Raw genomic sequence first — 23029 nt, 5'->3', positions numbered from 1 at the left:
GGGCATAATCGACTTTAGCAATGCACGCGGGATTAGGGGATTCGAGTGGACATTGGTTATTTCCTCAAGCTTATGGTTGACAAGGGCGCGTCGGATATGTTCCTGACGACGGGTGCCCCTGTGAACATTAAGGTCGAGGGCAAGCTTTACCCGCTGGGCAATACCGGCCTGCCCAGCGGCATGGTCAAGAAAATCGCCTACTCGTTGATGGACGAGGGCCAGGTACCGCAGTTCGAGCGCGACCTGGAACTGAACATGGCGCTGGCGGTGAAAGAAGCCGGCCGTTTCCGCATCAACGTGTTCAAGCAGCGCGGCGAAGTGGGCATGGTTATCCGTGCCATCAAGAGCGAAATTCCCAGCATCGACCAGCTGCAGCTGCCGAGCATCTTCCGCGAGCTGATCATGGAGCCGCGCGGACTGATCCTGGTGGTGGGTGCCACCGGCTCGGGCAAGTCGACCACGCTGGCCGCCATGCTCGACCACCGCAACCAGAATTCGTCGGGCCACATCCTCACCATTGAGGATCCGATCGAGTATCTGCACCGCCACAAGAAGTCGATCGTCAACCAGCGCGAAGTCGGCCTGGATACGCACAGCTACCACGAAGCCCTGCGTAACGCGATGCGTGAAGCGCCGGACGTGATCATGATCGGTGAGATCCGCGACACCGACACCATGGAGGCAGCCATCGCCTTCTCGGAAACCGGTCACCTGTGTCTGGCCACGCTGCACTCGAACAACGCCGACCAGACGCTGGAACGCATCCTCAACTTCTTCCCGGAATCGGCCCACAAGAACGTGCTGATGAATCTGGCGCTCAACCTGCGCGCCGTGATCAGCCAACGTCTGGTGGTGGGCAAAGACGGTCGCCGCCTGCCCGCTACCGAAGTGCTGCTCAACACGCCGCTGATCCGCGACATGATCCGCCGCGGCCAGGTGCACGACGTCAAGGAAGCGATGGACCGCAGCCTGCAGGAAGGCATGCAGACGTTCGACCAGTCGCTGTACCGCCTCTACAAGGAAGGCCGCATCGAACTCGACGAGGCCCTGAACAAGGCCGACTCGCGTGACGGCCTGGCGCTCAAGATTCGCCTGTCCGACAGCGGCAATTCGGAAAGCACCGAACTGGTCGGCAACGACCCCTACGGGCTCGGTTTCTGACCCTTCAGGCCGCGGGGCGCGTGCCGCCCCGCGCGTCATGCCGCCATCAACCCGGCGCAGGTGCGTCGGACTGCGCTTCAGGGGCCGCTTGTTGGAAGGCCTCCATCGCCTGGCAAGCGTCGTAGATGCGCCGGATCGTCGGATAGTCATCCATCGGCAGCTTCCAGCGCACGGCGTTGTAGACCTGCGGCACCAGGCAGGCGTCGGCGAGCGTCGGCGTATCGCCGTGGCTGAAACGCCCCGTGGCCACATCCCCAGCCAGCATGGTCTCCAGCGCCCGGAAACCTTCGCCGATCCAGTGCCGTGACCACACACCCTTGGCGCTGTCGTCCGCCCCGAACTGGGTGACCAGGTGCTGCAGTACGCGAAGATTGCCCAGCGGGTGGACATCGCAACCCACGACCTGCGCCAAGGCCCTTACGCGGGCACGTCCGGCCGCATCAGCCGGGAGCAACGGCGGCTGGGGCCGGGTTTCGTCGAGGTATTCGATGATCGCCATGGACTGGGTGAACACCTGCCCCTGGTCTACCAGGCACGGCACCAGCTCCTGCGGATTGAGCGCCCGATAGTCCGGGCCATGCTGCTCACCGCCGTTGTTGACCAGATGGATGGGCCGCGACTCGAAAGCCAACCCCTTCAGGTTCAGGGCGATACGCACCCGATAGGCCGCGCTGGAGCGCCAATAGCCATACAACACCAGGTCCTGGCCCATCGCTTTGTCCTCTTGGGGATATAACCGCCGCCTAGGATACCTGCCATGCGGTTTGCATCACCGGAGACCGGGCGGGACAATACGCGATTCGCGCCCACGGGCGTCCGCATCCATGAATCCAAGTAAGGGAGTTCCGCCGTGTCCGTCACCCGCATGAGCGATCTTGATCTGCGCGGTAAGCGCGTGTTGATCCGCGAAGACCTGAACGTGCCGATCGAGAACGGCCACATCTCCTCCACCCAGCGCCTGGACGCTGCCCTGCCGACCATCAAGGCCGCCCGTGATGCCGGTGCCAAGGTGATGGTGCTGTCGCATCTGGGCCGCCCGAAGGAAGGCCAGTTCGACGCCGAGTCCTCGCTTGCCCCGGTCGCCAAATGGCTGAGCGACAAGCTCGGCCAGCCGGTGCGCCTGGTGGCTGACTACCTCGACGGCGTCAACGTCGCCGACGGCGAAGTGGTGGTGCTTGAGAATTGCCGCATGAACGTCGGTGAGGGCAAGGACGACGAAGCCCTGTCGAAGAAGTATGCCGCGCTGTGCGACATCTTTGTCATGGACGCTTTTGGCACCGCACATCGCGCCCAGGCCTCAACGCACGGCGTGATCAAGTTTGCTCCCATCGCCGCTGCCGGTCCGCTGCTGTCGGCCGAGCTGGACGCACTGGGCAAGGCACTGGAACACCCTGCCCGTCCGTTGCTGGCCATCGTGGCCGGCTCCAAGGTGTCCACCAAGCTCACGCTGCTGGAGAACCTGATTGGCAAGGTGGATCAGCTGATCGTCGGTGGCGGCATCGCCAACACGTTCATCGCCGCCATGGGCTACTCCGTCGGCAACTCGCTGTACGAGCCGGATCTCATTCCGGCTGCCAAGAAGGTCATCGCCGAAGCCAAGCGCCGCAATGCGGATGTGCCCGTGCCGGTGGACGTGGTGGTGGCGCCGGAGTTCTCCGCCCACGCACCGGCCACGGTGAAGGCGGTGGATGAGGTCAAGGACGGCGAAATGATCCTGGACATCGGCCCCGAAACCGCTCGCCGTTACGCCGAGATGATCGCCAAGGCCGGCACCGTCGTATGGAACGGCCCGGTCGGCGTGTTTGAGTTCGACGCCTTCGGTCACGGTACCGAGACGCTGGCCCGCGCGGTGGCTGCATCGCCGGCGTTCTCCATTGCCGGCGGCGGCGACACGCTCGCGGCGGTCGACAAGTACGGCATCGAGAAGGATGTGTCGTACATCTCCACCGGCGGCGGCGCCTTCCTCGAATTCCTCGAAGGCAAGGAACTGCCGGCCGTGGCGGCACTGAAGGCTCGCGCAGGCAAGTAATGCTCTGTCTGTTCGATCTTGATGGCACGCTGATCGATTCGGAGATCGGCATCCTGGGCTGCGTCCGCTATGCGCTGACGCAGCTGGGTGTGGCGCACCCTGCTCATTTGCGGCATTGGATCGGCCCGCCGCTGCGTCACAGCTTCGCGCCGCTGCTGGACCATGACCACGATCGCATTGAGCAAGCCGTGGATTACTACCATGAACGCTTCCACGCCATCGGCTGGCGCGAGCACACGGTGTATCCGGGCATTGCGCCGATGATCGAGCGCCTCCAGGCCGCTGGCCACACGTTGGCCGTGGTGACGAGCAAGCCGGAGCGGCATGCTCGTCCGATCATTGAACACCTGCCGTTTGGCAGCGCATTCAGCCGATTGTACGGTCCGGACCCTTCCAGCGCGCACAGCGAGAAGGCGACCATGATCGCCGCCGCGCTGGAGGACTTCGGTGCGGAACCGCAACAGACGGTGATGATCGGCGACCGCCACTTCGACATCGACGGCGCGGTAGCCAATCGTGTGCAGGGCATCGGCGTGTTGTGGGGTTTTGGTTCCCGCGCCGAACTTGAAAAGGCCGGAGCGCATGCGCTGGCGCGTGATCCGGAACATCTCGCCACGCTCCTCGCGGCGTAAGCGGCTGTCATTTGCAGGAGCGCACTTGTGCGCATCGCTGGTGGATCAGACCTCGGCGATAAGCATCGACAGATCCGTCGGCCCCACGTCCACGCCGGCCTGCGTCAGCAGCGTCGTCACCTGCCCGCGATGATGGGTCTGGTGGTTGAAGAAATGCATGACGAGGAAAAAGAACGGCTTTCGGAAGCTGTCCCCTCGGGTATTCACGTAATCCAGCGCGTGGTCCAGATCCGCTTCTGTCACCGTGTCCGCCCACGCTTCAATCACGCCATCGAGAAAGCGCCGATGTTCCGTGAGCGCGGCAAGATCGCCAAACGGCCTGGCGGCGAGGTCACGCGGAATCGGCAGCCCTCGCACGGGGTCAAGCGCCGCATAACCGGCGGGATGACGCGCGAAGCGCTGCAACCAGATCATGTCGGCCACGGCGATGTGGCTGAGCGTCCCGTGGATCGAGCCAAAGAACGCGCCGCGATCGGCCATGACTTCTTCGGACGAAAGGCTTGCGGCCGCGGCGTAGACCTTGTCGTTCATCCAGCGGTTGTAAACAGCCATTTGACGCACGTGGTCGCGTCGCAAAGGGGTATGGGGCGTCATGAGGCCAGCCTGCTCATCGAAAGCACCAAGCCTAACGCCGACCGCCAGCGACGTCGCCTGCCCCATGGTTTGTCATGCAAAGAAAAAGCCGCGGTACGCCGCGGCTTTTTCTCGTCAACATGTGAAACGGCTTAGTCGATCACGCGCTTCACCGCATCGACCACATGGGCCACGGTGAAACCGAAGTGCTCGAACAACTGCGGCGCCGGCGCCGAGGCACCGAAGGTCGTCATGCCGACCACGTCACCATCCAGGCCCACGTACTTGCGCCAGAAGTCGGAAGTCGCGGCTTCCACCGCCACGCGCGCACGACACCAACCCGGCAGGATCGCTTCACGATACTCCAGCGGCTGCGCATCGAACACTTCCGTGCACGGCATCGATACCACGCGCACGGGCACGTTCTGCTGCGCCAGCGTGCGGGCTGCTTCCATCGCCAGTTCCACTTCGGAACCGGTGGCGATCAGAATGGCCTTGAACTTGGTGTCCTGCGGATCAGACAGCACATAAGCACCGCGAGCAATGTCAGCCACCTGCTGCGCCGTACGCTGCTGGGGCTTGAGGTTCTGGCGCGAGAACACCAGACACGACGGGTTGCCCTTGCGCTCGATGGCGAGCTTCCACGACATTGCCGACTCCGTCGCATCGCACGGACGCCACACCTGGTTGTTCGGGATGTAGCGCAGCGAGGCCAGATGCTCGACCGGCTGATGGGTCGGGCCGTCTTCGCCAAGGCCGATGGAGTCGTGCGTGTACACGTGGATCGCATGCGCAGGAATCAGCGCACTCATGCGCACCGCGTTGCGCGCGTAGTCGGAGAACACCAGGAAGGTGGCGTCGTATGGAATGAAGCCGCCATGCAGCGCGAGGCCGTTGGCGATCGCACTCATGCCGAACTCGCGCACGCCGTAGTAGACATAGTTGCCGTTCGCCTGATGACCGTTGCCGGCATCGACGCTGCCCTTCCACTTGGTGAGGTTGGAACCGGCCAGGTCGGCGGAACCGCCGATCAGTTCCGGCAGCATCGGCGCAAAGGCTTCAATGGCCATCTGCGAGGCCTTGCGCGAAGCGACGTCCGGACCGTCGGCCTGCATCTTCTCGACGTATGCCTGCGACTTCGCGGCCCAGTCGGAGGGCAGTTCGCCAGACACGCGACGATTGAATTCAGCCGCCATCTCGGGGAACGCAGCCGAGTACTTGGCGACTGCGTCATGCCATGTCTGCTCACGTTCGGCGCCGGCCTTCTTGTGATCCCAACCGGCGTAGATGTCCGCCGGAATCTCGAACGGCGCATAGCGCCAGTCCAGCGCATCGCGCGTGGCGGCAACTTCATCCTTGCCCAGCGCCGCGCCGTGGCTCTCTTCCTTGCCCTGCTTGTGCGGTGCGCCGAAACCGATGATGGTGCGCGCGCAGATCAGCGTGGGCTTTTCGTTCTGGCTGGTGGCGGCCGTGATGGCCTTCTTGATGGCGTCGGCGTCGTGGCCGTCCACGCCACGAATCACGTTCCAGCCATAGGCTTCGAAACGCTCCGGCGTGTTGTCGGTGAACCAGCCGTGCACTTCGCCGTCAATCGAGATGCCGTTGTCGTCATAGATCGCCACCAGCTTGCCAAGCTTCCAGGTACCGGCCAGCGAAGCGACTTCGTGGGAAATGCCTTCCATCAGGCAGCCGTCGCCAAGGAACACATAGGTGTGGTGATTGACGATTTCGTGGCCCGGACGGTTGAAGTGATCCGCCAGCACCTTCTCGGCAAGCGCAAAACCCACCGCGTTCGCCAGACCCTGGCCCAGCGGACCGGTGGTGGTCTCCACGCCTGGGGTTTCGCTGGCTTCCGGATGGCCGGCCGTCCTGGAATGCAGCTGGCGGAACTTCTTCAGCTGATCCATGGGCAGGTCGTAACCCGTCAGGTGCAGCAGTGCGTACTGCAGCATCGAACCATGACCATTGGAGAGCACAAAGCGATCGCGGTTGAACCACTTAGGATTGGTCGGGTTGTGCTTGAGGAAGTCGTTCCACAGCACCTCGGCGATATCCGCCATGCCCATGGGCATGCCCGGGTGGCCGGATTTGGCCTGCTCCACGGCGTCCATGGCGAGGGCGCGCACGGCATTGGCGAGTTCGCGGCGGGTTGTCATCTAAGAGGTCTCCGGGAAAAGGCGGCAATAAAAGCGCCTATTGTCGCCGATCCCGCGTCCTGCTGTCGCCACTGACCCGCAGCTGACCCATGCGCCGAATTAACTCAGCCTTAATAGTGCACTAACCGGTATTGAAACTCTGAGGCCCTCGCCCCATCTAAGCACCAGCACCGTCGGCATGAGGTGCCCAGTCCACGCAATGACCGAACCCCCGGCCGCGTGTCCTGGCCCAAATAAGACAAAGAGGAGTACCCCATGAAGAACACCATTCTTGCCCTTGCCCTTGCTACCGCCGGTCTGGCGGTCGTCCCTGCCGCGTTTGCCCAGGACGCCACCACCGGAAATGCCCAGCCGGGCTGGTACGTCGGCGCCAACGCCGGTTACGGACATGTGCAGAAGGGCCCTTATGACAATGGCGATTTCGCCGGCGGCATCAAGGGTGGCTACCGTTTCGCCATCAATCCCGACGCCACCATCGGCGCGGAAGTTGGCTATGTCTACCTGGGCCGTGCCGATGCGCGTAGCCCGTACACCCAGAACTACGCCAACTACAACGGCAGCAATGGCCAGTCCAAGCTGCAGGGCGCAACCGCCGGTCTGAACCTGCGCTACAACTTCAGCCCGAGCTGGTACGGCGAAGTGCGCGGCGGTGCCTTCTTCGCCAAGGGTGAAGGCCTCACCGACGACAAGTACAACCCGCAGTCGGTCAAGTTCAACAGCACTCGCTACTACGCTGGCGTTGGCGCGGGCTACAACATCAACAAGAACATCAGCGTGGGTCTGAACTGGGACTACTACGACGGTAGCCAGAGCGACAAGAACATCCACCTGCCGACCAACCTGTACAGCGTCAGCGCGGAATACCGCTTCTGATTCTTCAGGTGAGTTAAAACAAAAACGGGCGCCGAAAGGCGCCCGTTTTCTTTTGCAGTGATGAAAAGCGATCGCTTACTTGGCGCTCCACTGACCCAGCGCAGCCAGGCCGTTGTCCTTGGCGCGGGCCAGAACGGTCTTCTGGGCATCCACGTAGTTGGCCTTCATGTCCTTGGACCACAGCTTCAGCGCGGCCTGCTGCATGGCGCGGCCGTACGAGAAGCTCAGCGGCCACGGGTGCGGGCCCATGCGGTTCATGGCGTTGAGGTGAGCGGTGGACTGCTCGTCGGTCTGGCCGCCCGAGAGGAACACGATGCCCGGCAGGGTCGCCGGCACGGTGGTCTTGAGCACGCGCACGGTGGCGTCGGCGACTTCATCGACCTCGGCCTGCTCGTCCGCTTCCTTGCCCGGAATGACCATGCTGACCTTCAGGATGGTGCCTTCCAGCATCACGTTCTGCTCGTACAGCGCATTGAACAGGCTGCGCAGCACGGCTTCGTGCACTTCGTAGCTGACTTCGATGCTGTGGTCGCCGTCCATGATCACTTCCGGCTCGACCATCGGCACCAGGCCAGCTTCCTGGCACAGGGCGGCGTAGCGGGCCAGCGCGTGGCAGTTGGCTTCGATGGCGGTCGACGACGGGTTGTCTTCGCTGATGTTGATCACGGCGCGCCACTTGGCGAACTGGGCACCCAGCTTCACGTATTCGGCGAGGCGCTCACGCAGGCCGTCGAGACCTTCGGTCACCACGTCGCCCGGGAAGCCGGCCAGCGGCACCGGGCCCTTGTCGACCTTGATGCCCGGGATGATGCCGTTCTTCTTCATGATCTGGGTGAACGGCACGCCGTCCTTCGTCGACTGACGAATGGTTTCGTCGTACAAGATCGCACCGGAGATGTGCTCGTTGAGGCCCGGCGCGGTGAGCAGCAGCTCACGGTAGGCACGGCGGTTCTCTTCCGTGTTCTCGATGCCAACGGCCTCGAAACGCTTCTTGATGGTGTTGGTCGATTCGTCGATGGCGATGATGCCCTTGCCGGGCGCAACCATAGCCAGGGCGACGCTTTCGAGATCTTCGATGCTCATGACAACTCCGGTACTTAGGCGGTGTGGGCCGCACAAGGTGATGCCGCCCCGTAGGGGCGGCGAGGCTCAAAGGCCGCAAGTATATGGCATCTGGCCGCCCGGGGCCCGGAGCGCCCCTGAACGGCCGGCGGAGGCCTCAGGCCTGGTCGTAGCCCGGCAGCTTGCAGGCGTCGATGATGGCCTGCCGCTGGGCCTGATCGGCCGGCAGGTTGAACGGCACGATGTAATAGGTATTGACCGGCTCATGCGTGTTGTTCTTCAGCGCAGGGCCGTAACGGAGGTTGGTGACCACGCTCTTGGCCACCGAGTCCAGATCACTCACCGGCACCACCTTGCGCACCGTGACGTTCTGCGGCACGCCGTCCGTGCCGATCATAAAGGTCACCGCCACACAGCCCGGCTTGTCCATGTTGCGGCCGCTGTTGGGAATGTCCGCATCGACCTTCGTGTTGAGCATGATCCAGTACGACTGGATGTGATCCGGCCCCACCAGGCGCGCCTGCGACTGAGCCATCGCCGGAGAACCCAGGATGCCTACCGCCAGCGCGGCGGCCGAAAAGATCGGTAGAAGCTTCGTATCCATGACCATCTCCCAAACCGCGGTAAGCGGCGTATCGCCAGTTTAGCCGTTGCTGACGTCGTCAACCTGTTCGCTGGCCACCATAGGGGAGTTGCCGCCACGGATGCGTTGAAGGTAACCGGTCAGACCACGTGCACCGAGCGTCAGGGCCAGCCCCGCGATGGTCGCCACGATGTACTCGACAAACAGCGTCTTCTCGTAGGGTGGGAGCGACACCGGCACCCCGCTAGCATCCAGCGCATGTTGATATTCAAGGAGATTCAAGCCATGCGCCAGAACGCCAGAAAGACCAGAAATAAGCTTGTAGACGCCGGCCACGGATAGGGCGATGTATTGCAACTGCATAGCGCTGATCTGGACATCAAGCGTTTCGCGATGCGCATTGCCTGCCGCCCACCAAGCCAGCAACCCTGGCCGTATCCATAAAACAAACGCCAACAGAAGACCCAGAAGATCAAAGGCAATTGCGGCAACGGAAACACGCCCATCTGCTTGGGTCAGCAACAAGCGTGGCCATTGTTCAATCAGACCGACCGCCATGAGTACGGCGCCCAACCTGATCGCAATACAAAGCACCGTGTGCAAGCTTGTCTTCATTCGCCCCTCCCTTGGAGCGAATCAGCTTACAGATCGCGCAGGCACTCCACCACGCCCTCGGCGCCGACCGAAAGCAGCTTGAGGGTGTTCGTGCCGCCACCCCGGCCAATGTGATCGCCGTGGGTCAGCACGACACGATCGCCCTCGGCCAGCTTGCCCTGCACGAACAACTGATGCACGGCGTCGCGCGCTGATCCCGCCGGGGTTTGCGACACGTGCGTGAACTTCACCGCCTGTACGTCGCGGAGTATCGACATGCGGCGTCGCGCATCATCGAACGGCGACAGTGCATAAATCGGCACGGCACTGCGATAACGCGACAGCCATTGCGCAGTGGCGCCCGATTCGGTCAACGCCACAATGGCGCGCACGCCAAGCTGGCTGGCCAGCAACATCGCGGCCAGGGCGATGGCCTGATCGGTGCGGTCCAGGCGATGACCTGCCGTGGCAAGGTCTTCCTTCGGCTCGAACTGACGCTCGGCGCCGAGACAGATGCGGCGCAGCGCCGCCACCGCCTTGTCCGGATGAGCACCGGCCGCCGACTCTTCGGACAGCATCACCGCGTCGGTACCATCGATGACGGCGTTGGCCACGTCCATCACTTCGGCACGCGTCGGAATCGGCGAGCGCACCATCGACTGCAGCATCTGCGTGGCGGTGATCACGGCGCGATTGCGCTGCACCGACTCGCGGATGATTTTTTTCTGCAGGCCCGGCAGCTCGGCGTCGCCAATTTCCACACCCAGGTCGCCGCGCGCCACCATCACCACGTCAGACGCGTCGATGATTTCGCCCAGCACCGGAATCGCATCGGCGCGCTCGATCTTGGCGACCAGCGATGCCTTGCCGCCCGCCTCTTCCAGCAGACGGCGCGCCAGATTCATGTCGGCAGCCGAGCGCACAAAGGACACCGCGAGGAAGTCGCAGCCGATCTCGGCGGCGAGCTTGATATCCGCCTTGTCCTTTTCCGACAACGCATCGACGGAAAGACCGCCACCCTGCCTGTTGAGCCCCTTGCGATCGGAAAGCCGTCCACCAATCAGCACACGGCACCGAATCTCCGCGCCGACCACCGACTCCACCGTGAGCGCCACCAGGCCATCGTCCAGCAACAGCACGTCGCCAGCCGATACGTCCCTGGGCAAGTCGTAGTAGCTCACGCCTACACGCGTCGCATCGCCCAGCGGCGCATTCGGGCTGCAGTCCAGTACGAAGCTATCGCCCACACGAAGCTCGACCGGACCATTTGCAAACCGCTCGACGCGGATCTTGGGACCCTGCAGATCCGCCAACACGCCCACTTCGCGCCCCAACTTGGCGGCGACATCGCGCACCGCCGTGGCACGCGCACGGTGATCGTCCGGCTGACCGTGCGAGAGGTTCAGGCGAACCACATCCACGCCTTCGGCGATGATTTTTTCGAGCATGCCAGGCGCGTCGGTAGCAGGACCGAGGGTGGCAACAATCTTTGTGCGGCGCAGCGGATTTTCAGTAGTCATACATCGAGACTAGCAAAACCAACGGCGTGCGCCAGAGGGTTTTTGACGACATTTGACGCGTGGTTTTTGTCATCCAAGTGGACTGCTTGTGGCATGCGAACCACCACCGACCACTGGTATCACCAAAGTACAACGAAGGTGGAGCGAGCGACACGCACTGGTCTGCTCTGCGGACGTCGAAACGCCCAAACACTGGTGTCATCGGGCACCCACTGCGAATCCACTCGAAAACCAGACGCCGGTCATCGCGCGACGGTCTGGCGAAGTCCGCCTAAGCGCGCCTCGCGGGGGCAGTTACCGCCACCGCGGTGCAGCAAAACTGTTCAATAAGTACGCAGAAGCGTGACACTTCCGCTCAAGCAATCAGGTATCGCCAGGGCGGCTGCGGGCCATCCGGGATAGCCCACCAACTCAGCGCGACAGCGCCAGATTGAGTACCTCGGCAAGCCGCCGGCCAGCCTCCCGCAGCCGCAGTTCGGCCACCGGCAACTCCTTGTCGACGTAGGCCTGATCGATATTGTGGCCATTCGGGTAGATGTCGCGCGAGACGACGCACGACTCTTCGGCCCACTGCGCGTAAGCGTTATCGAACGGCGGGATGGGCGCGGGCAGCGTCACCGGACCACGGGCCTCCAGTTCGTCTGCATAGGGCTTCCATTCCAGGCCGTGCGTTTTGAGCATGCCCGAGTCCCACACGCTGTGCAGGTTGGTGCCCTTGTCGTTGAACTGCACCTGGTAGGCGTTGCCTCCCTTGTCGTCGCGGGAACCGCCGTGCAGCGGCTGATGCTCATCGCCGATGAAATGCACCACGAACTTCAGCGCCTCAAGCCGCTTGGCATCCGGCTGGGTCTTGTCGCCAAGCACCTGCACGTAGTGATCGATACCGGCGACCACGCATTGCCCGTCTTTGCAGTCGCGCGGCGGCGTGTAGCTGCAGTCGCCGGCGGTGAAGTCGACATAGTGCAAGGCGCGCGTTTGCTTCCACAGCGCGTTCTGCGCGGGATCGTTGCGGATCTCGTCTGCCCAGCTGGCAATATCGGCCAGCGACTTGGTGTGTTCCGGCGCAAGCAGCCGCTCCACTTCGGCCTCTGCCGTCGGGCTGAGGTGCCGCTGTGCCAGATCGGCCACGATGCTATGCCCCAATGCCCCCCAGGCCTGCACGGCAGGCGTAAGGGCAAGGCCAAGAAGGGCCACGGTCATCGAGCGGCGCAGTGACGGCATAAGGGCATCGGCGTTTGAAAGGGGAACCTGGGAGTCTGCCACAGCCGCGTGACAGTCCGGCGCAAGTTTCGCCTTATCCCGCGTTCGGTACTGGCAGCGTGTTGCCGTCTCCATCGCGCACGCTCACGTCCACGCTAATGCCCTGGCGCACGCTCTGGGTCACGATGCAGAAGTCTTCGAACTGGGCGAGTACGCGATCGAGGTGATCGAGCAGCTCCGCCTTGTCTGCCAGCTGCAGATCCACGCTGATATGGGTGATGCGCCAGCGGCCGTGTTCGTTCCGCGCCAGGGTGGCCTTTGCCTTCGCGCCGATGGTGCCCGGGGCGTTCTTGTACTTGCGCAGGGCGAACAGCAGGCTGGCGCTCAGGCAGTTGGCGACTGCGGCCGCCAGCAGACGCGACGGGTTGGGGCCGCCGTCGTGGCCCAGCGGCGATGTCTCGTCGGTGATCAGGTCGGGGATAGCGGTGTCATCGAAGCGAACCTTGAACTCGTAGTCGGCGATCTGTTCCAGGGTGATTTCGACGGTCTGCTCAGCGTCACTCATGTGGTTCTCCTTGATCGGCCCAGGCTTGGCCGGAAAGCCGTGATTCAAACGCGTTAGGGCTTCCCTGAACAGCCCCGGCGCGGCAAATGGGCCCTACGGATGAGCCCACACCCCGGTTCAGGCTAAAATGACGGTTTTACGGCGGTCCCACAGCCGCCATTTTCGTCACCTCACTCCGGAGGACGCTGTCCCATGGCCATTAAGGTCGCCATCAACGGTTACGGTCGCATTGGCCGCAACATTCTGCGCGCGCTGTACGAAGCCGGTCGCACCAACGAAATCCAGATCGTTGCGATCAATGACCTCGGCAATGCCGAGACCAATGCGCACCTGACTCAGTACGACACCGCGCACGGCAAGTTCCCGGGCACCGTGTCCGTGGACGGCGGCGACCTGATCGTCAACGGCGACCGCATCAAGGTCTGCGCCGAGCGTGATCCGTCGAAGCTGCCGTGGGGCGCCCTGGGCGTCGACGTCGTGCTCGAGTGCACCGGCCTGTTCACCTCCAAGGCCAAGGCCAGCGCGCACATCGCCGCCGGCGCCAAGAAGGTGATCATCTCCGCTCCTGGCGACAAGGACGTGGACGGCACCTTCGTCATGGGCGTCAATGACGACAAGCTCACCTCCAAGCTGGAAGTGATCTCCAACGCCTCCTGCACCACCAACTGTCTCGCTCCGCTGGCCAAGGTGCTGCACGAGAAGATCGGCATCCAGCGCGGCCTGATGACGACCATCCACGCCTACACCAACGACCAGGTGCTGACGGACGTCTACCACTCTGACCTGCGCCGCGCCCGTTCGGCCACGATGAGCCAGATCCCGACCAAGACCGGCGCCGCCGCCGCGGTGGGCCTGGTGCTGCCGGAACTCAACGGCAAGCTGGACGGCTTCGCCATGCGCGTGCCGACCATCAACGTGTCGGTGGTGGACCTGGTGTTCGACGCTGCGCGCCCGACCACCAAGGAAGAGATCGATCAGGTCATCAGCGACGCCGCCAATGGCCCGCTGAAGGGCATCCTGGCCGTCAACACCCAGCCGCTGGTGTCGATCGACTTCAACCACAACCCGGCCTCGTCCACCTATGACGCCACGCAGACGCGCGTCATGGAAGGCACGCTGGTGAAAGTACTGTCGTGGTACGACAACGAGTGGGGCTTCTCCAACCGCATGCTCGACATGACTGTCGCGCTGATGGCCGCCAAGTAAACCACTCTCTCGAAGCTGTAAGTACAAAAGCCGGGCTATGCCCGGCTTTTGTTTTCTCGGGGTATGTACGCGGCAAGTGGTCGCACAGATCGAGTTTGTCTCGTTCAACTGATCCAGGTCAGCGCTATAGGCATGAGCTGGCGCAATTGTTCGGCTGTCCCTACACACATCCCCGGAGTTACCCGATGATCCGCCAAGTCCTTGCCCTCACCCTGCTCGGCCTGTCCTCTTCGCCCCTGTGGGCCGCCGATTGCTCCGCCACCATCGAGGGCAACGATGCCATGCAGTACAACCAGAAGAGCATCACGGTTGCCAAGACTTGCAAGCAGTTCACCGTGACGCTGAAGCACACCGGCAAGCTGGCCAAGGCCTCCATGGGACACAACTGGGTGCTTGGCACGGAAGCCGACGAGCCCGGCATCATCGCCGATGGTATGAAGGCCGGCGCCGACCAGAACTACGTCAAAGCCGGCGACACGCGTGTGATGGCCCACACCAAGCTGATCGGTGGCGGCGAATCCGACAGCGTCACCTTCCCGGTGTCCAAGCTCAAGGCTGGCGAAACCTATACCTACTTCTGCACGTTCCCGGGTCACGCCACGCTGATGAAGGGCACGCTCACGCTGGCACCGTAAACGCACCTTATTTAAGCAACCGCACAAAAAAAGGCCGGGAACCCCCGGCCTTTTTCATGCATGTGCGTCGGGATCAACTCAGTGCGGCCAGCGCCGCGTCGTAGTTCGGCTCGTGGGCAATCTCGCTCACCATCTCGCTGTGCACGACCTTGTTCTGGCCATCCAGCACCACCACGGCACGTGCCGCCAGACCTGAGAGCGGGCCGGATGCAATCGCCACGCCGTAGTTCTTCAGGAAATCATGGCCACGCAGCGTGGAGAGCGTAACGACGTTGTTCAAGCCTTCGGCGCCACAGAAACGCGCCTGCGCAAACGGCAGGTCGGCGGAAATGCACAGCACCACCGCGTCATCGAGCTGGCTCGCCTTCTCGTTGAAGCGGCGCACCGAGGTAGCACAGGTGGGCGTATCGATGCTGGGGAAAATATTCAGCACCTTGCGCTTGCCGTCGAAGTTGGCGAGCGTCACGTCGGCCAGGTCCTTGCCGACCAGCGAGAATGCGGGTGCCGCCTCGCCCTTGGCGGGGAAATGGCCATCGACCTGGACCGGATTGCCTTTCAGCGTAACTTGGGACATGGGACACCTCGTTGGATGGGGCATATAAGTAGAACATGCCCCACCACGGAAAGTCGCCCTTTCCCGGAGCCTTCACGTCATGCCTGTATGGAAAGCACGTGATCCGCAACCCAGGCGTCCACTTTGGCTCGGACGGCCAAACGGTGAGTAACACTTCGTCAGCGTCACCCACACCTCGTTTTGACTTGCGCCAGCGATGCTGCTGCCATGTGGCAGCACTGACGGTGTAACTCGCCAGCATCGGCATCGCCTGATGCCCACCATCCCCTCGGTTGGTTCTATCGATGGTTTGCATAAAGACATGCCAATCACGCCTGTGCGATTGACCATCCTTTATCGCTCATTACGCCGCGACGGCGTGCCGCACACTGGCACTTGGCGTCACATGGGATGATGAAGACGCTACAAGAAGGGCGTAAAGCCCTACAGGAAACCAAGTGACACGCCTTCGGACCCCTCGCTGGATAGCTTGGGTGGCCATGATGGCCCTCTGGCTCACCATCGTGGCGCCAGTGATATCCCAGACCATCACCATGGATGCCGAGTCATCGATGGTGATGGGTTGTGGTCCGCATCGCGATCATTCCCTGCCGTCGTCCCCGCATTCGGGATCGATGGAAAAATGTGGCTATTGCGGTTTGCTCAGCCACAGCCCCGTCATGCCGGGCTCTGGCTTGTCGTTGCCGATGTGCTCCCCGTCGGCAGACTGCCCTCACCTGCTCCACGTGCATTCCGGCACGGAGCCTTTCGTACTGGCCGCCGCACCGCGCGGCCCACCCGTTACTTCACAGCGCTGAATCTCACTTTTTTGCCTTTCGCCTATCGCGGCAAACCGCCGCGTGGGCGCCCCATGGCCTGTGATAACGGAAACCATCATGTCTGTTCGTTCCACGCAGGGACGCGCGTGTTTTGCTGCGCGACCACTCCCTTACCTGATCTCTGCCGCCCTGTATGCCGTCGTGCCTTCCGTACTGGCCGACAACAACGTGCAAACCTTTCCCACCATCGTCGTCACTGCACCGATGCAGGAAAGCCCACTTACCGTCATCACTGACCCCAAGGCCCCACGACAGCCCGTACCGGCAAGCGATGGCGCCGACTTGCTCAAGACGATCCCGGGCTTCTCCACCATTCGCAAGGGCGGCAGCAACGGTGATCCGGTGCTGCGCGGCATGGTCGGTTCCCGCATCAATATCCTGATCGACGGTGGGCAGATCGGCGGCGGCTGTCCGGGGCGCATGGACCCACCCACGGCCTACATCTCGCCCCAGCTCTACGATCGTGTCACCGTGATCAAAGGGCCTCAGACAGTGCTGTACGGGCCAGGCAATTCCGCCGGCACCGTGTTGTTCGAGCGCGACTTCAAGCGTTACACGACCACCACCGCATCATTCGAGGGCAGCCTCCTGGGTGGCTCATTCGGTCGCAACGACCAGATGATCGATGCACGCGCCGGGACCCCGGACGTCTACATGGATGTCAGCGCCAATCACACGCACTCGCAAGATTATGAAGACGGTGATGGGAACCGCGTGCACTCACGCTGGGATCGCTGGAACGTCGACGCCGCACTCGGCTGGACACCCGACGACAACACCCGAGTGGAACTATCTGCCGGCAAAGGCAACGGCCAGGCCGCCTACGCGTTCAGCAGCATGGATGGCGCGCAATTCCTGCGCGAGAGTGTCGGCCTCAAGTTCGAGCATGATCGCCCCGATGCGGTATTCAATCGCATCGAGGCGCAGCTCTATTACAACTATGCCGATCATGTGATGGACAACTACACGCTGCGCCAACCCGATCCCGCCAGCATGATGCCAATGCCAATGGCCAGCGACGTCGACCGGCGCACGGTGGGCGGACGCGTAGTAGCCAGCTTCGACTGGAGCGAAACCTGGAAGCTGCAGGCGGGCATCGACGGCTCCAGCAATGTGCACACGGGCCGCATGGGCGGGCCTGCCGGCGGCATGCTGCCCTACTATCGCGACCAACCGCGCCACCGCGACGCCCGAATGGGATCGCTCGGAGCATTCGGCGAACTCACCTGGCAACTGGCCGAACGCAACCGGCTGATCGGCGGCGCTCGCGTCGATCATGCGCAGGCACGCGGCTACGACCTGACGACGACGACCAGCTCGACCGGCATGGGTGGCATGTCGATGGGTGGCGGCATGCACATGCCGGTCAGCCTTGTCGATGCCAGCCGCAACGACACCATGCCGTCGGGGTTTATCCGCTATGAGCATGACCTGGCCGCATCACCCACTACGGTCTATGCCGGCATCGGTCACGTGGAACGTTTCCCCGACTATTGGGAATTGTTCGGCCGGCACGTAGACAAGAGCCTCAACAGCTTTCTCAAGCTACAGCCGGAAAAAACCACCCAGCTCGATGTCGGCCTGCAGTATCGCGATACCAACCTGAAGGCCTGGGTCTCAGGTTATGTCGGCGAGGTTCACGACTTCATCCTCATCGACTATCCCAGCGGCATGAACGCAGGCCAGGCGCGCAACATCAACGCCCGTACCGCAGGTGCCGAAGCCGGTCTGGCATACGCCTTCAACGACCGCTGGAAAGCTGACACTACGCTGGCCTGGGCATGGGGCGAGAACCGCACCGATCATCAGCCATTGCCACAGATGCCACCACTAGAGGCACGCTTTGGCCTCACTTATGACACCGGCGTGTGGTCGGTGGGCGGTCTTTGGCGCATCGTTGCCGCCCAGCATCGCGTTGCCGTAGGTGAGGGCAATATCGTTGGGCAGGACCTGGGGCCTAGCGCAGGGTTCGGCGTGTTCTCACTCAATGGCGGTTATCGGATCAACCGTCAGGCCACGTTGAGTGCCGGTATCGACAACCTCTTCAACAAGACGTACGCCGAACATGTCAACGCAGCGAACGTGGGTCTGGTGGGTTACGTCAACACCCTGCGGGTCAACGAACCGGGCAGGACCATCTGGCTGAAGCTCGACGTCAAGTACTAAAGCCCGACACGATGGAGGCGCCCTTGGGCGCCTCCCTATTCAGTGTTCATCGTGGGCCGCGTGTGACGATGCAGCATTCGCATCCCATCCAGGATCATCGAAGTAGCGCGGATAATTCACCACGGCCTTCCGCATGGCGGCGACCTCGCTCATATCCTGCGGATGCTCCTTCAGCTTCTGTGCGGCGGCGAGTAAAGGCACCAACATGTCATGGAGTACAGCGTCCTGCTGGGGCTCCAGTTTGCAGTGGGCAAAGATGTACGCCCCCGCTTCCAGAATCAGGCCAGCACGGTCCTGCGCCATGGCCTCACTCATATGCCCCATCTCGTAATGGCGCAATTCTTCCAAAGCCTGGTGAATGCGCCCCATGCCATCCTGAAGCGGCGCATCGACCTTCCAACGCACCGACGGCACCTGCACTTGCGTGCCATCAAGAGAGGCGTGCGCCGCGTGATCGTGTAGCGGCGAGGCCAACAGCGGGCCTGACAGGGTCAGCGCACCCAACAACATGACGGCGGTCCGCAAGGTTTTCATGGATGGACTCCCAAAACCGAAGTGATCAATGGATGGTTCGGCGCCGCGCACGCAACGCCCTCATTTACACACGGGCAAACACAAGACTAGCGTTGGTGCCGCCGAAACCAAAGCTGTTGGACATCACCGTGCGGAGCGCTGCCTCGCGGGTCTCGCGCAGGATGGGGAAGCCTTCTGCCTTGGGATCAAGCTGATCGATATGAGCGGACCCGGCCATAAAGCCGTCCCTCAGCATCAGGAGACTGTAGATCGCCTCATGCACGCTCGCCGCTCCCAGCGAATGCCCCGTCAATGCCTTGGTAGAAGAAAGCGGTGGCACCTCATTGCCAAATGCTTCACGGACCGCCGTCAATTCAACGATGTCGCCGAGCGGCGTCGCCGTACCATGCGTGTTGAGATAATCGATCGGGCTGCACACATGAGCCAATGCCATACGCATGCAGCGCACGGCACCCTCGCCGGAAGGAGCCACCATGTCCGCACCGTCAGAGGTCACGCCATAGCCCACGAGTTCTGCATGGATGCGCGCACCGCGCGACTTGGCGTGTTCGTAATCCTCCAACACCAGCATGCCGCCGCCACCGCCGATCACAAAACCATCGCGCCCGGCATCGTACGGCCGGGAGGCTACACCGGGCGTGCTGTTATAGCCGGTGGACAACGCCCCCATGGCATCAAATTGAGCGGTCATCCCCCAATGCAATTCTTCGCCGCCGCCAGCGAACACCACGTCTTGCGCGCCGTGACGGATGAGATCAGCTGCCGCACCAATGCAATGCGCGGATGTCGCGCATGCGGCGGCGATGGAATAGCTCAAGCCAAGGATACCGAATGCCGTAGCGAGCGACGCCGACACCGTGGAGCACATGGTCCGCGGCACCATGCACGGCCCAATGCGGCGCACGCCTTTCTCCTTCAGAAGGTCCGCCGTCTCGAGCTGCCATTGCGCCGATCCACCACCCGAACCCGCGATAACTCCGGTACGCGGATGACGGATCTGCTCCAATGCCAACCCCGCGTCTGCAATCGCCGATTGCATGGAGAGATAGGCATAGGCAGCCGCGTCGCCCATAAAGCGTTTGAGCTTCCGATCGACCAGCGCTTCAAGGTCGATATGCGGCAAGCCGGCCACCTGGCTCCGCAAACCGCGTGCGGCATAGTCGGGGATCGCGCTGATGCCACTACGCAGATCACACAGCGCCTGACTGACCGAATCAAGCGCGTGCCCAAGGCACGACACGATGCCCATGCCCGTCACCACCACGCGGCGCATCAGAAGCCCTCCGTCGACTGGAACAGGCCCACGCGCATGTCGGTGGCTACGTAAATCTCGCGGCCATCGACGTAAACCCGTCCGTCCGCAACCACCAGCGCCATGCGGCCGCGCATCACCCGGCGAATATCCACTTCGTAGCTCACCAGCTGGGCGCTGGGCAGAATCTGGCCGGAAAACTTGACCTGCCCTACTCCCAACGCGCGGCCTCGGCCAGGCAACCCGAGCCACGGGAGAAAGAAGCCGCTCAGCTGCCACAAGGCATCCAGGCCAAGGCAACCGGGCATCACCGGATCACCGTCGAAATGGCAATCGAAGAACCACAGGTTAGGGCTGATATCCAGCTCGGCGCGGAGCGAACCTTTGCCGAAGGTGCCGTCGTGTTCACCCACATGGGTAATGCGGTCAAACATCAACATAGGCGGTGACGGCAAGCGGGCGTTGCCCGGGCCGAACATCTCGCCACGGGCACAGGCGAGCAATTGCTCACGATCGAACGAAGTAGGCCGGGTCATAACAGCTTTTTTGAAGGAAGAAGCTCCGAGTCTGAGTGAGCTTTTTCTTCGCAACCCTGATGAGGATCAACGAAGTGCGCTTTTGGTACCGATGCGGCAAACAGTCAAAGGCCTGGATGTGGCTGGGTGGGTTTGGTAGCCGCCTCGGCAGCACAGGCACACTGGCAGGACGATATCGGTGTCTTCATGGCGCACCACCATCGCAAGCACGATGCCGGTGCGTTGACTCACGTCAACGCACCGAAGCACGTCGTTTTCGACGACTGATGTCACACATCGACATCAAAGCGCTTGTTTCCCGACCCATTCGAGCTGCAACCACAGCTTAGTATCGTTGCGGCTGTAGGTATCTGCCCGATAGTCAGCCGCTTTCAGCAGTGCGTTCAGACCAGGGATGATGGGATACGCCAGAGAGGCGTTCCACTCGCTGCCGTAGCGCGCGCCTCCCTTATCGGCGCGGTAATCGTGGTAGCTGACGATCCAGGCAAGCTTGCGGGCGATACCCTCACTGCCGAAATTACCGTTGAGTGTCACGTAGTAATCCTGGAGACCCGTCGGCGGTGTCACCAAGAACTGGTCATCCCATCCGTTGAACGCATGCAACGTCGCCAGTGGCGTCTGCAGGGCCGTCTTGCCATCGCCACCAAGGTGTTCCCAACCCAGTTTGCCGGTGATGCCCCATTGGGTCCACGACGGCTCTACCAACCAATAGCTGTGCGCAAAGTGCAGGGGATTATTGGCATAGTCGTACTGCCGTGCGCCTTCAAGACTCCAGCCGAAACCGCTGCCCCCGGCGGGCTTGCCTGTCCAACGCACGCCGTAGCTCTCGGAGGATGAGGCCGCAACGTCTTTGTCCTTGTGCAGATAGGCGTAACCCGTCACCTGCTGCGTCCCGTGAGTCCAGGCCGCATTGAACAAATGGGTGTTGAGATCACGCTTGCGTGCCAGCGGATTGATCGCATCGGGGCCAGCGATACGATTGACCCGATCGAGCCAGTCATAGCGTAACGTCCAGTTGGCGGCTGGCTTCCATTGCAGCGCCACAGCGTCGAAGGTCTGCTCGAACTGACGCCAGGAGACCGTACCAACCCAGCGCTGATTGTCCAGGGCCACTTCCTGGCGGCCTACTTTCAAACCCAACGCATCGCCCTGATAGCCGATCCACGCCTGATTGAGCTCGGCACCTGTCGGGTCGGTAATGGAGGGATATTTGACCTGCCCGTTCGCGCCGCTGTTGTAGTGATCATTGGCGGCCGCCGTGCCCGCCCCTTCAATGAAATAACTCCAGCCGTAACCGATATTGGCCCGCAAACCCAGCCGCAGCCGTAGCGTGTCGGCATACGCATGGCGAGTGTAAGCGTCATTATCGACTTGCTCGTGGCGCAAACGAGCGTTCCACTCCAGTTGTAGCGGAGCGGTGGTATCCGTACTGGACTGCGCCGATGCCATCGCTGGCAATGCCATGGCGACAAACAAGCTGATGCCTTTGAGGCGATGACCACAACCTAGGTGCTTCATGAAACGACTCCTGTCCAGTGATTTCTTCCGGGTTGGATCAAGTCTCGGTAGGCATGTCCCTTCACAGACTGATCGCGATCAAATCTTCGCCATGTCGAGGCCAACTGTGACAACTCGCCACGCGCAAAAAAAAAGAAGCCGCCCCAGCGGGCGGCCTTCTAATCAACCCAAATAGTCGGAACCAGATGGGAATCCCTTCCCTCGCTTCCTGATGATTCACTGCAAAGTCGACGTCCCTCAAGGCGCGATGCGACTGACGACAGCACCCCTCAGCCCGCACCTAGCGCCTTGCGCACTGCCTGGACAAACTCCGGATCGACACGCCCGATGATGGCCGTTCGCGCGAGAATGCGACCTTGAGCATCAAGCAGAATCAGTTCGCTGGAATGGTTGAAATCACCATCCGGAAGCTTCCGGTATTGCAGACCCAAAAGGGCCGCGACCTGCCGTGCTTCGCTGGGCTCAGTACGTGCCAGGGTCCATTGGGGTGATGCCAACTTTCGCTTGTCTGCATACTCGTGCAGCGCGGAAACACCGTCACGCTCAGGATCGAAGCTGATCAAAAGCAGATCAAGGCGGCTGCGAGCCGGCTCGTCGATTGCCTTTTGCGTCAGTTTCATGGTGTCCACGATCATCGGGCACACCATGGTGCAGGACGTATAGAACATCGTTACCAGCTGAACTCGCCCCTGTCTGGACGACCACGGCGAAGTCCGGCCGCTCTGATCCGTAAGCTTGGCGTTGAACTGATAGACCGAGTCACCCGGCAATGGCGTGGTGGCGAAGACCTGCCCGACAAACAAAAGAAGGGACACCAGCATCATCAGATGTTTCATGGAATC

Annotated in this window: 24 protein-coding genes; 9 read left to right on the top strand and 15 right to left on the bottom strand. The window is 62.1% G+C overall.

The window, feature by feature from the left end:
- The first annotated feature begins 45 nt into the window (after positions 1 to 45).
- A complete protein-coding gene (locus OQE56_RS05200) occupies positions 46 to 1161 on the top strand; it encodes a PilT/PilU family type 4a pilus ATPase (protein WP_267222247.1) in 1116 nt (371 codons plus the stop codon).
- A gap of 46 nt (positions 1162 to 1207) precedes the next feature.
- Here OQE56_RS05200 and maiA read toward each other — a convergent pair whose 3' ends face one another.
- Complete coding sequence (gene maiA / locus OQE56_RS05195; RefSeq protein WP_267222245.1) at positions 1208 to 1873, bottom strand: maleylacetoacetate isomerase; 666 nt, start codon at positions 1871 to 1873, stop codon at positions 1208 to 1210.
- Between the two features lie 138 nt (positions 1874 to 2011).
- Between maiA and OQE56_RS05190 the strand changes: the two genes are divergently transcribed.
- Both OQE56_RS05190 and OQE56_RS05185 read left to right on the top strand, forming a co-directional pair.
- Positions 2012 to 3190: a phosphoglycerate kinase gene (locus tag OQE56_RS05190; RefSeq protein ID WP_267222243.1), complete on the top strand. Its 1179-nt coding sequence runs from the start codon at positions 2012 to 2014 to the stop codon at positions 3188 to 3190.
- Entirely contained in the window at positions 3190 to 3822 is a 633-nt protein-coding gene (locus OQE56_RS05185; protein ID WP_267222242.1) for an HAD hydrolase-like protein, read from the top strand. Before OQE56_RS05190 ends, OQE56_RS05185 begins: the two co-directional genes overlap by 1 nt.
- A 45-nt stretch (positions 3823 to 3867) precedes the next feature.
- On the opposite strand, the gene OQE56_RS05180 is transcribed toward OQE56_RS05185, so the two are convergent.
- Both OQE56_RS05180 and tkt read right to left on the bottom strand, forming a co-directional pair.
- A complete protein-coding gene (locus OQE56_RS05180; protein WP_267222241.1) occupies positions 3868 to 4416 on the bottom strand; it encodes a DinB family protein in 549 nt (182 codons plus the stop codon).
- A gap of 131 nt (positions 4417 to 4547) precedes the next feature.
- The gene (gene tkt / locus OQE56_RS05175; RefSeq protein WP_267222240.1) at positions 4548 to 6551 is read right to left on the bottom strand and encodes a transketolase; all 2004 of its coding nucleotides are present in this window, start codon (positions 6549 to 6551) and stop codon (positions 4548 to 4550) included.
- 255 nt (positions 6552 to 6806) lie between these two features.
- Between tkt and OQE56_RS05170 the strand changes: the two genes are divergently transcribed.
- Complete coding sequence (locus tag OQE56_RS05170; protein ID WP_267222239.1) at positions 6807 to 7424, top strand: outer membrane beta-barrel protein; 618 nt, start codon at positions 6807 to 6809, stop codon at positions 7422 to 7424.
- A gap of 75 nt (positions 7425 to 7499) precedes the next feature.
- Here OQE56_RS05170 and OQE56_RS05165 read toward each other — a convergent pair whose 3' ends face one another.
- From OQE56_RS05165 to OQE56_RS05140, 6 genes are all read right to left on the bottom strand, one after another.
- A complete protein-coding gene (locus OQE56_RS05165; RefSeq protein ID WP_267222238.1) occupies positions 7500 to 8507 on the bottom strand; it encodes a class I fructose-bisphosphate aldolase in 1008 nt (335 codons plus the stop codon).
- A gap of 136 nt (positions 8508 to 8643) precedes the next feature.
- A complete protein-coding gene (locus tag OQE56_RS05160; RefSeq protein ID WP_267222237.1) occupies positions 8644 to 9090 on the bottom strand; it encodes an energy transducer TonB in 447 nt (148 codons plus the stop codon).
- A 39-nt stretch (positions 9091 to 9129) separates the two neighbouring features.
- Complete coding sequence (locus OQE56_RS05155) at positions 9130 to 9684, bottom strand: hypothetical protein (RefSeq protein ID WP_267222235.1); 555 nt, start codon at positions 9682 to 9684, stop codon at positions 9130 to 9132.
- A 26-nt stretch (positions 9685 to 9710) separates the two neighbouring features.
- Positions 9711 to 11183: a pyruvate kinase gene (gene pyk, locus OQE56_RS05150; protein WP_267222234.1), complete on the bottom strand. Its 1473-nt coding sequence runs from the start codon at positions 11181 to 11183 to the stop codon at positions 9711 to 9713.
- Between the two features lie 411 nt (positions 11184 to 11594).
- Complete coding sequence (locus OQE56_RS05145) at positions 11595 to 12404, bottom strand: S1/P1 nuclease (protein ID WP_267222233.1); 810 nt, start codon at positions 12402 to 12404, stop codon at positions 11595 to 11597.
- A 73-nt stretch (positions 12405 to 12477) separates the two neighbouring features.
- Entirely contained in the window at positions 12478 to 12948 is a 471-nt protein-coding gene (locus OQE56_RS05140; RefSeq protein WP_267222232.1) for an OsmC family protein, read from the bottom strand.
- Positions 12949 to 13140: 192 nt separating this feature from the next.
- Between OQE56_RS05140 and gap the strand changes: the two genes are divergently transcribed.
- Complete coding sequence (gene gap, locus OQE56_RS05135) at positions 13141 to 14154, top strand: type I glyceraldehyde-3-phosphate dehydrogenase (protein WP_267222230.1); 1014 nt, start codon at positions 13141 to 13143, stop codon at positions 14152 to 14154.
- Positions 14155 to 14339: 185 nt separating this feature from the next.
- The gene (azu, locus tag OQE56_RS05130; protein ID WP_267222228.1) at positions 14340 to 14789 is read left to right on the top strand and encodes an azurin; all 450 of its coding nucleotides are present in this window, start codon (positions 14340 to 14342) and stop codon (positions 14787 to 14789) included.
- Positions 14790 to 14862: 73 nt separating this feature from the next.
- On the opposite strand, the gene tpx is transcribed toward azu, so the two are convergent.
- The gene (tpx, locus tag OQE56_RS05125) at positions 14863 to 15363 is read right to left on the bottom strand and encodes a thiol peroxidase (RefSeq protein WP_267222226.1); all 501 of its coding nucleotides are present in this window, start codon (positions 15361 to 15363) and stop codon (positions 14863 to 14865) included.
- Between the two features lie 479 nt (positions 15364 to 15842).
- Between tpx and OQE56_RS20135 the strand changes: the two genes are divergently transcribed.
- Positions 15843 to 16160, top strand: coding sequence for a DUF2946 family protein (locus tag OQE56_RS20135; protein WP_425601595.1), 318 nt, complete (start codon positions 15843 to 15845; stop codon positions 16158 to 16160).
- A 78-nt stretch (positions 16161 to 16238) separates the two neighbouring features.
- Positions 16239 to 18347 carry a TonB-dependent copper receptor gene (locus tag OQE56_RS05120; protein ID WP_267222224.1) on the top strand — a complete coding sequence of 703 codons (2109 nt, stop codon included), beginning with the start codon at positions 16239 to 16241 and terminating at the stop codon, positions 18345 to 18347.
- A gap of 39 nt (positions 18348 to 18386) precedes the next feature.
- On the opposite strand, the gene OQE56_RS05115 is transcribed toward OQE56_RS05120, so the two are convergent.
- From OQE56_RS05115 to fabA, 3 genes are read right to left on the bottom strand one after another with little or no spacing between them, the layout of a single operon-like run.
- The gene (locus OQE56_RS05115) at positions 18387 to 18932 is read right to left on the bottom strand and encodes a DnrO protein (RefSeq protein ID WP_267222223.1); all 546 of its coding nucleotides are present in this window, start codon (positions 18930 to 18932) and stop codon (positions 18387 to 18389) included.
- A gap of 13 nt (positions 18933 to 18945) precedes the next feature.
- Positions 18946 to 20154 (bottom strand): beta-ketoacyl-ACP synthase I, encoded by a 1209-nt coding sequence (gene fabB, locus OQE56_RS05110; RefSeq protein WP_267222221.1) that lies wholly within the window; start codon positions 20152 to 20154, stop codon positions 18946 to 18948.
- Positions 20154 to 20669 carry a 3-hydroxyacyl-[acyl-carrier-protein] dehydratase FabA gene (gene fabA / locus OQE56_RS05105; protein WP_267222219.1) on the bottom strand — a complete coding sequence of 172 codons (516 nt, stop codon included), beginning with the start codon at positions 20667 to 20669 and terminating at the stop codon, positions 20154 to 20156. Before fabA ends, fabB begins: the two co-directional genes overlap by 1 nt.
- A gap of 126 nt (positions 20670 to 20795) precedes the next feature.
- Here fabA and OQE56_RS05100 point away from each other — a divergent pair, with 126 nt between their 5' ends.
- Positions 20796 to 20936: a hypothetical protein gene (locus OQE56_RS05100; RefSeq protein ID WP_267222217.1), complete on the top strand. Its 141-nt coding sequence runs from the start codon at positions 20796 to 20798 to the stop codon at positions 20934 to 20936.
- A gap of 15 nt (positions 20937 to 20951) precedes the next feature.
- Here OQE56_RS05100 and OQE56_RS05095 read toward each other — a convergent pair whose 3' ends face one another.
- Positions 20952 to 22187: an alginate export family protein gene (locus OQE56_RS05095; protein ID WP_267222215.1), complete on the bottom strand. Its 1236-nt coding sequence runs from the start codon at positions 22185 to 22187 to the stop codon at positions 20952 to 20954.
- A 269-nt stretch (positions 22188 to 22456) separates the two neighbouring features.
- A complete protein-coding gene (locus OQE56_RS05090; protein WP_267222213.1) occupies positions 22457 to 23023 on the bottom strand; it encodes an SCO family protein in 567 nt (188 codons plus the stop codon).
- Between the last annotated feature and the right edge of the window lie 6 nt (positions 23024 to 23029).

It is taken from the genome of Dyella silvae, assembly GCF_026421305.1.
Lineage (GTDB): Bacteria > Pseudomonadota > Gammaproteobacteria > Xanthomonadales > Rhodanobacteraceae > Dyella > Dyella silvae.
This window is presented reverse-complemented; position numbering and strand designations above follow the sequence as displayed.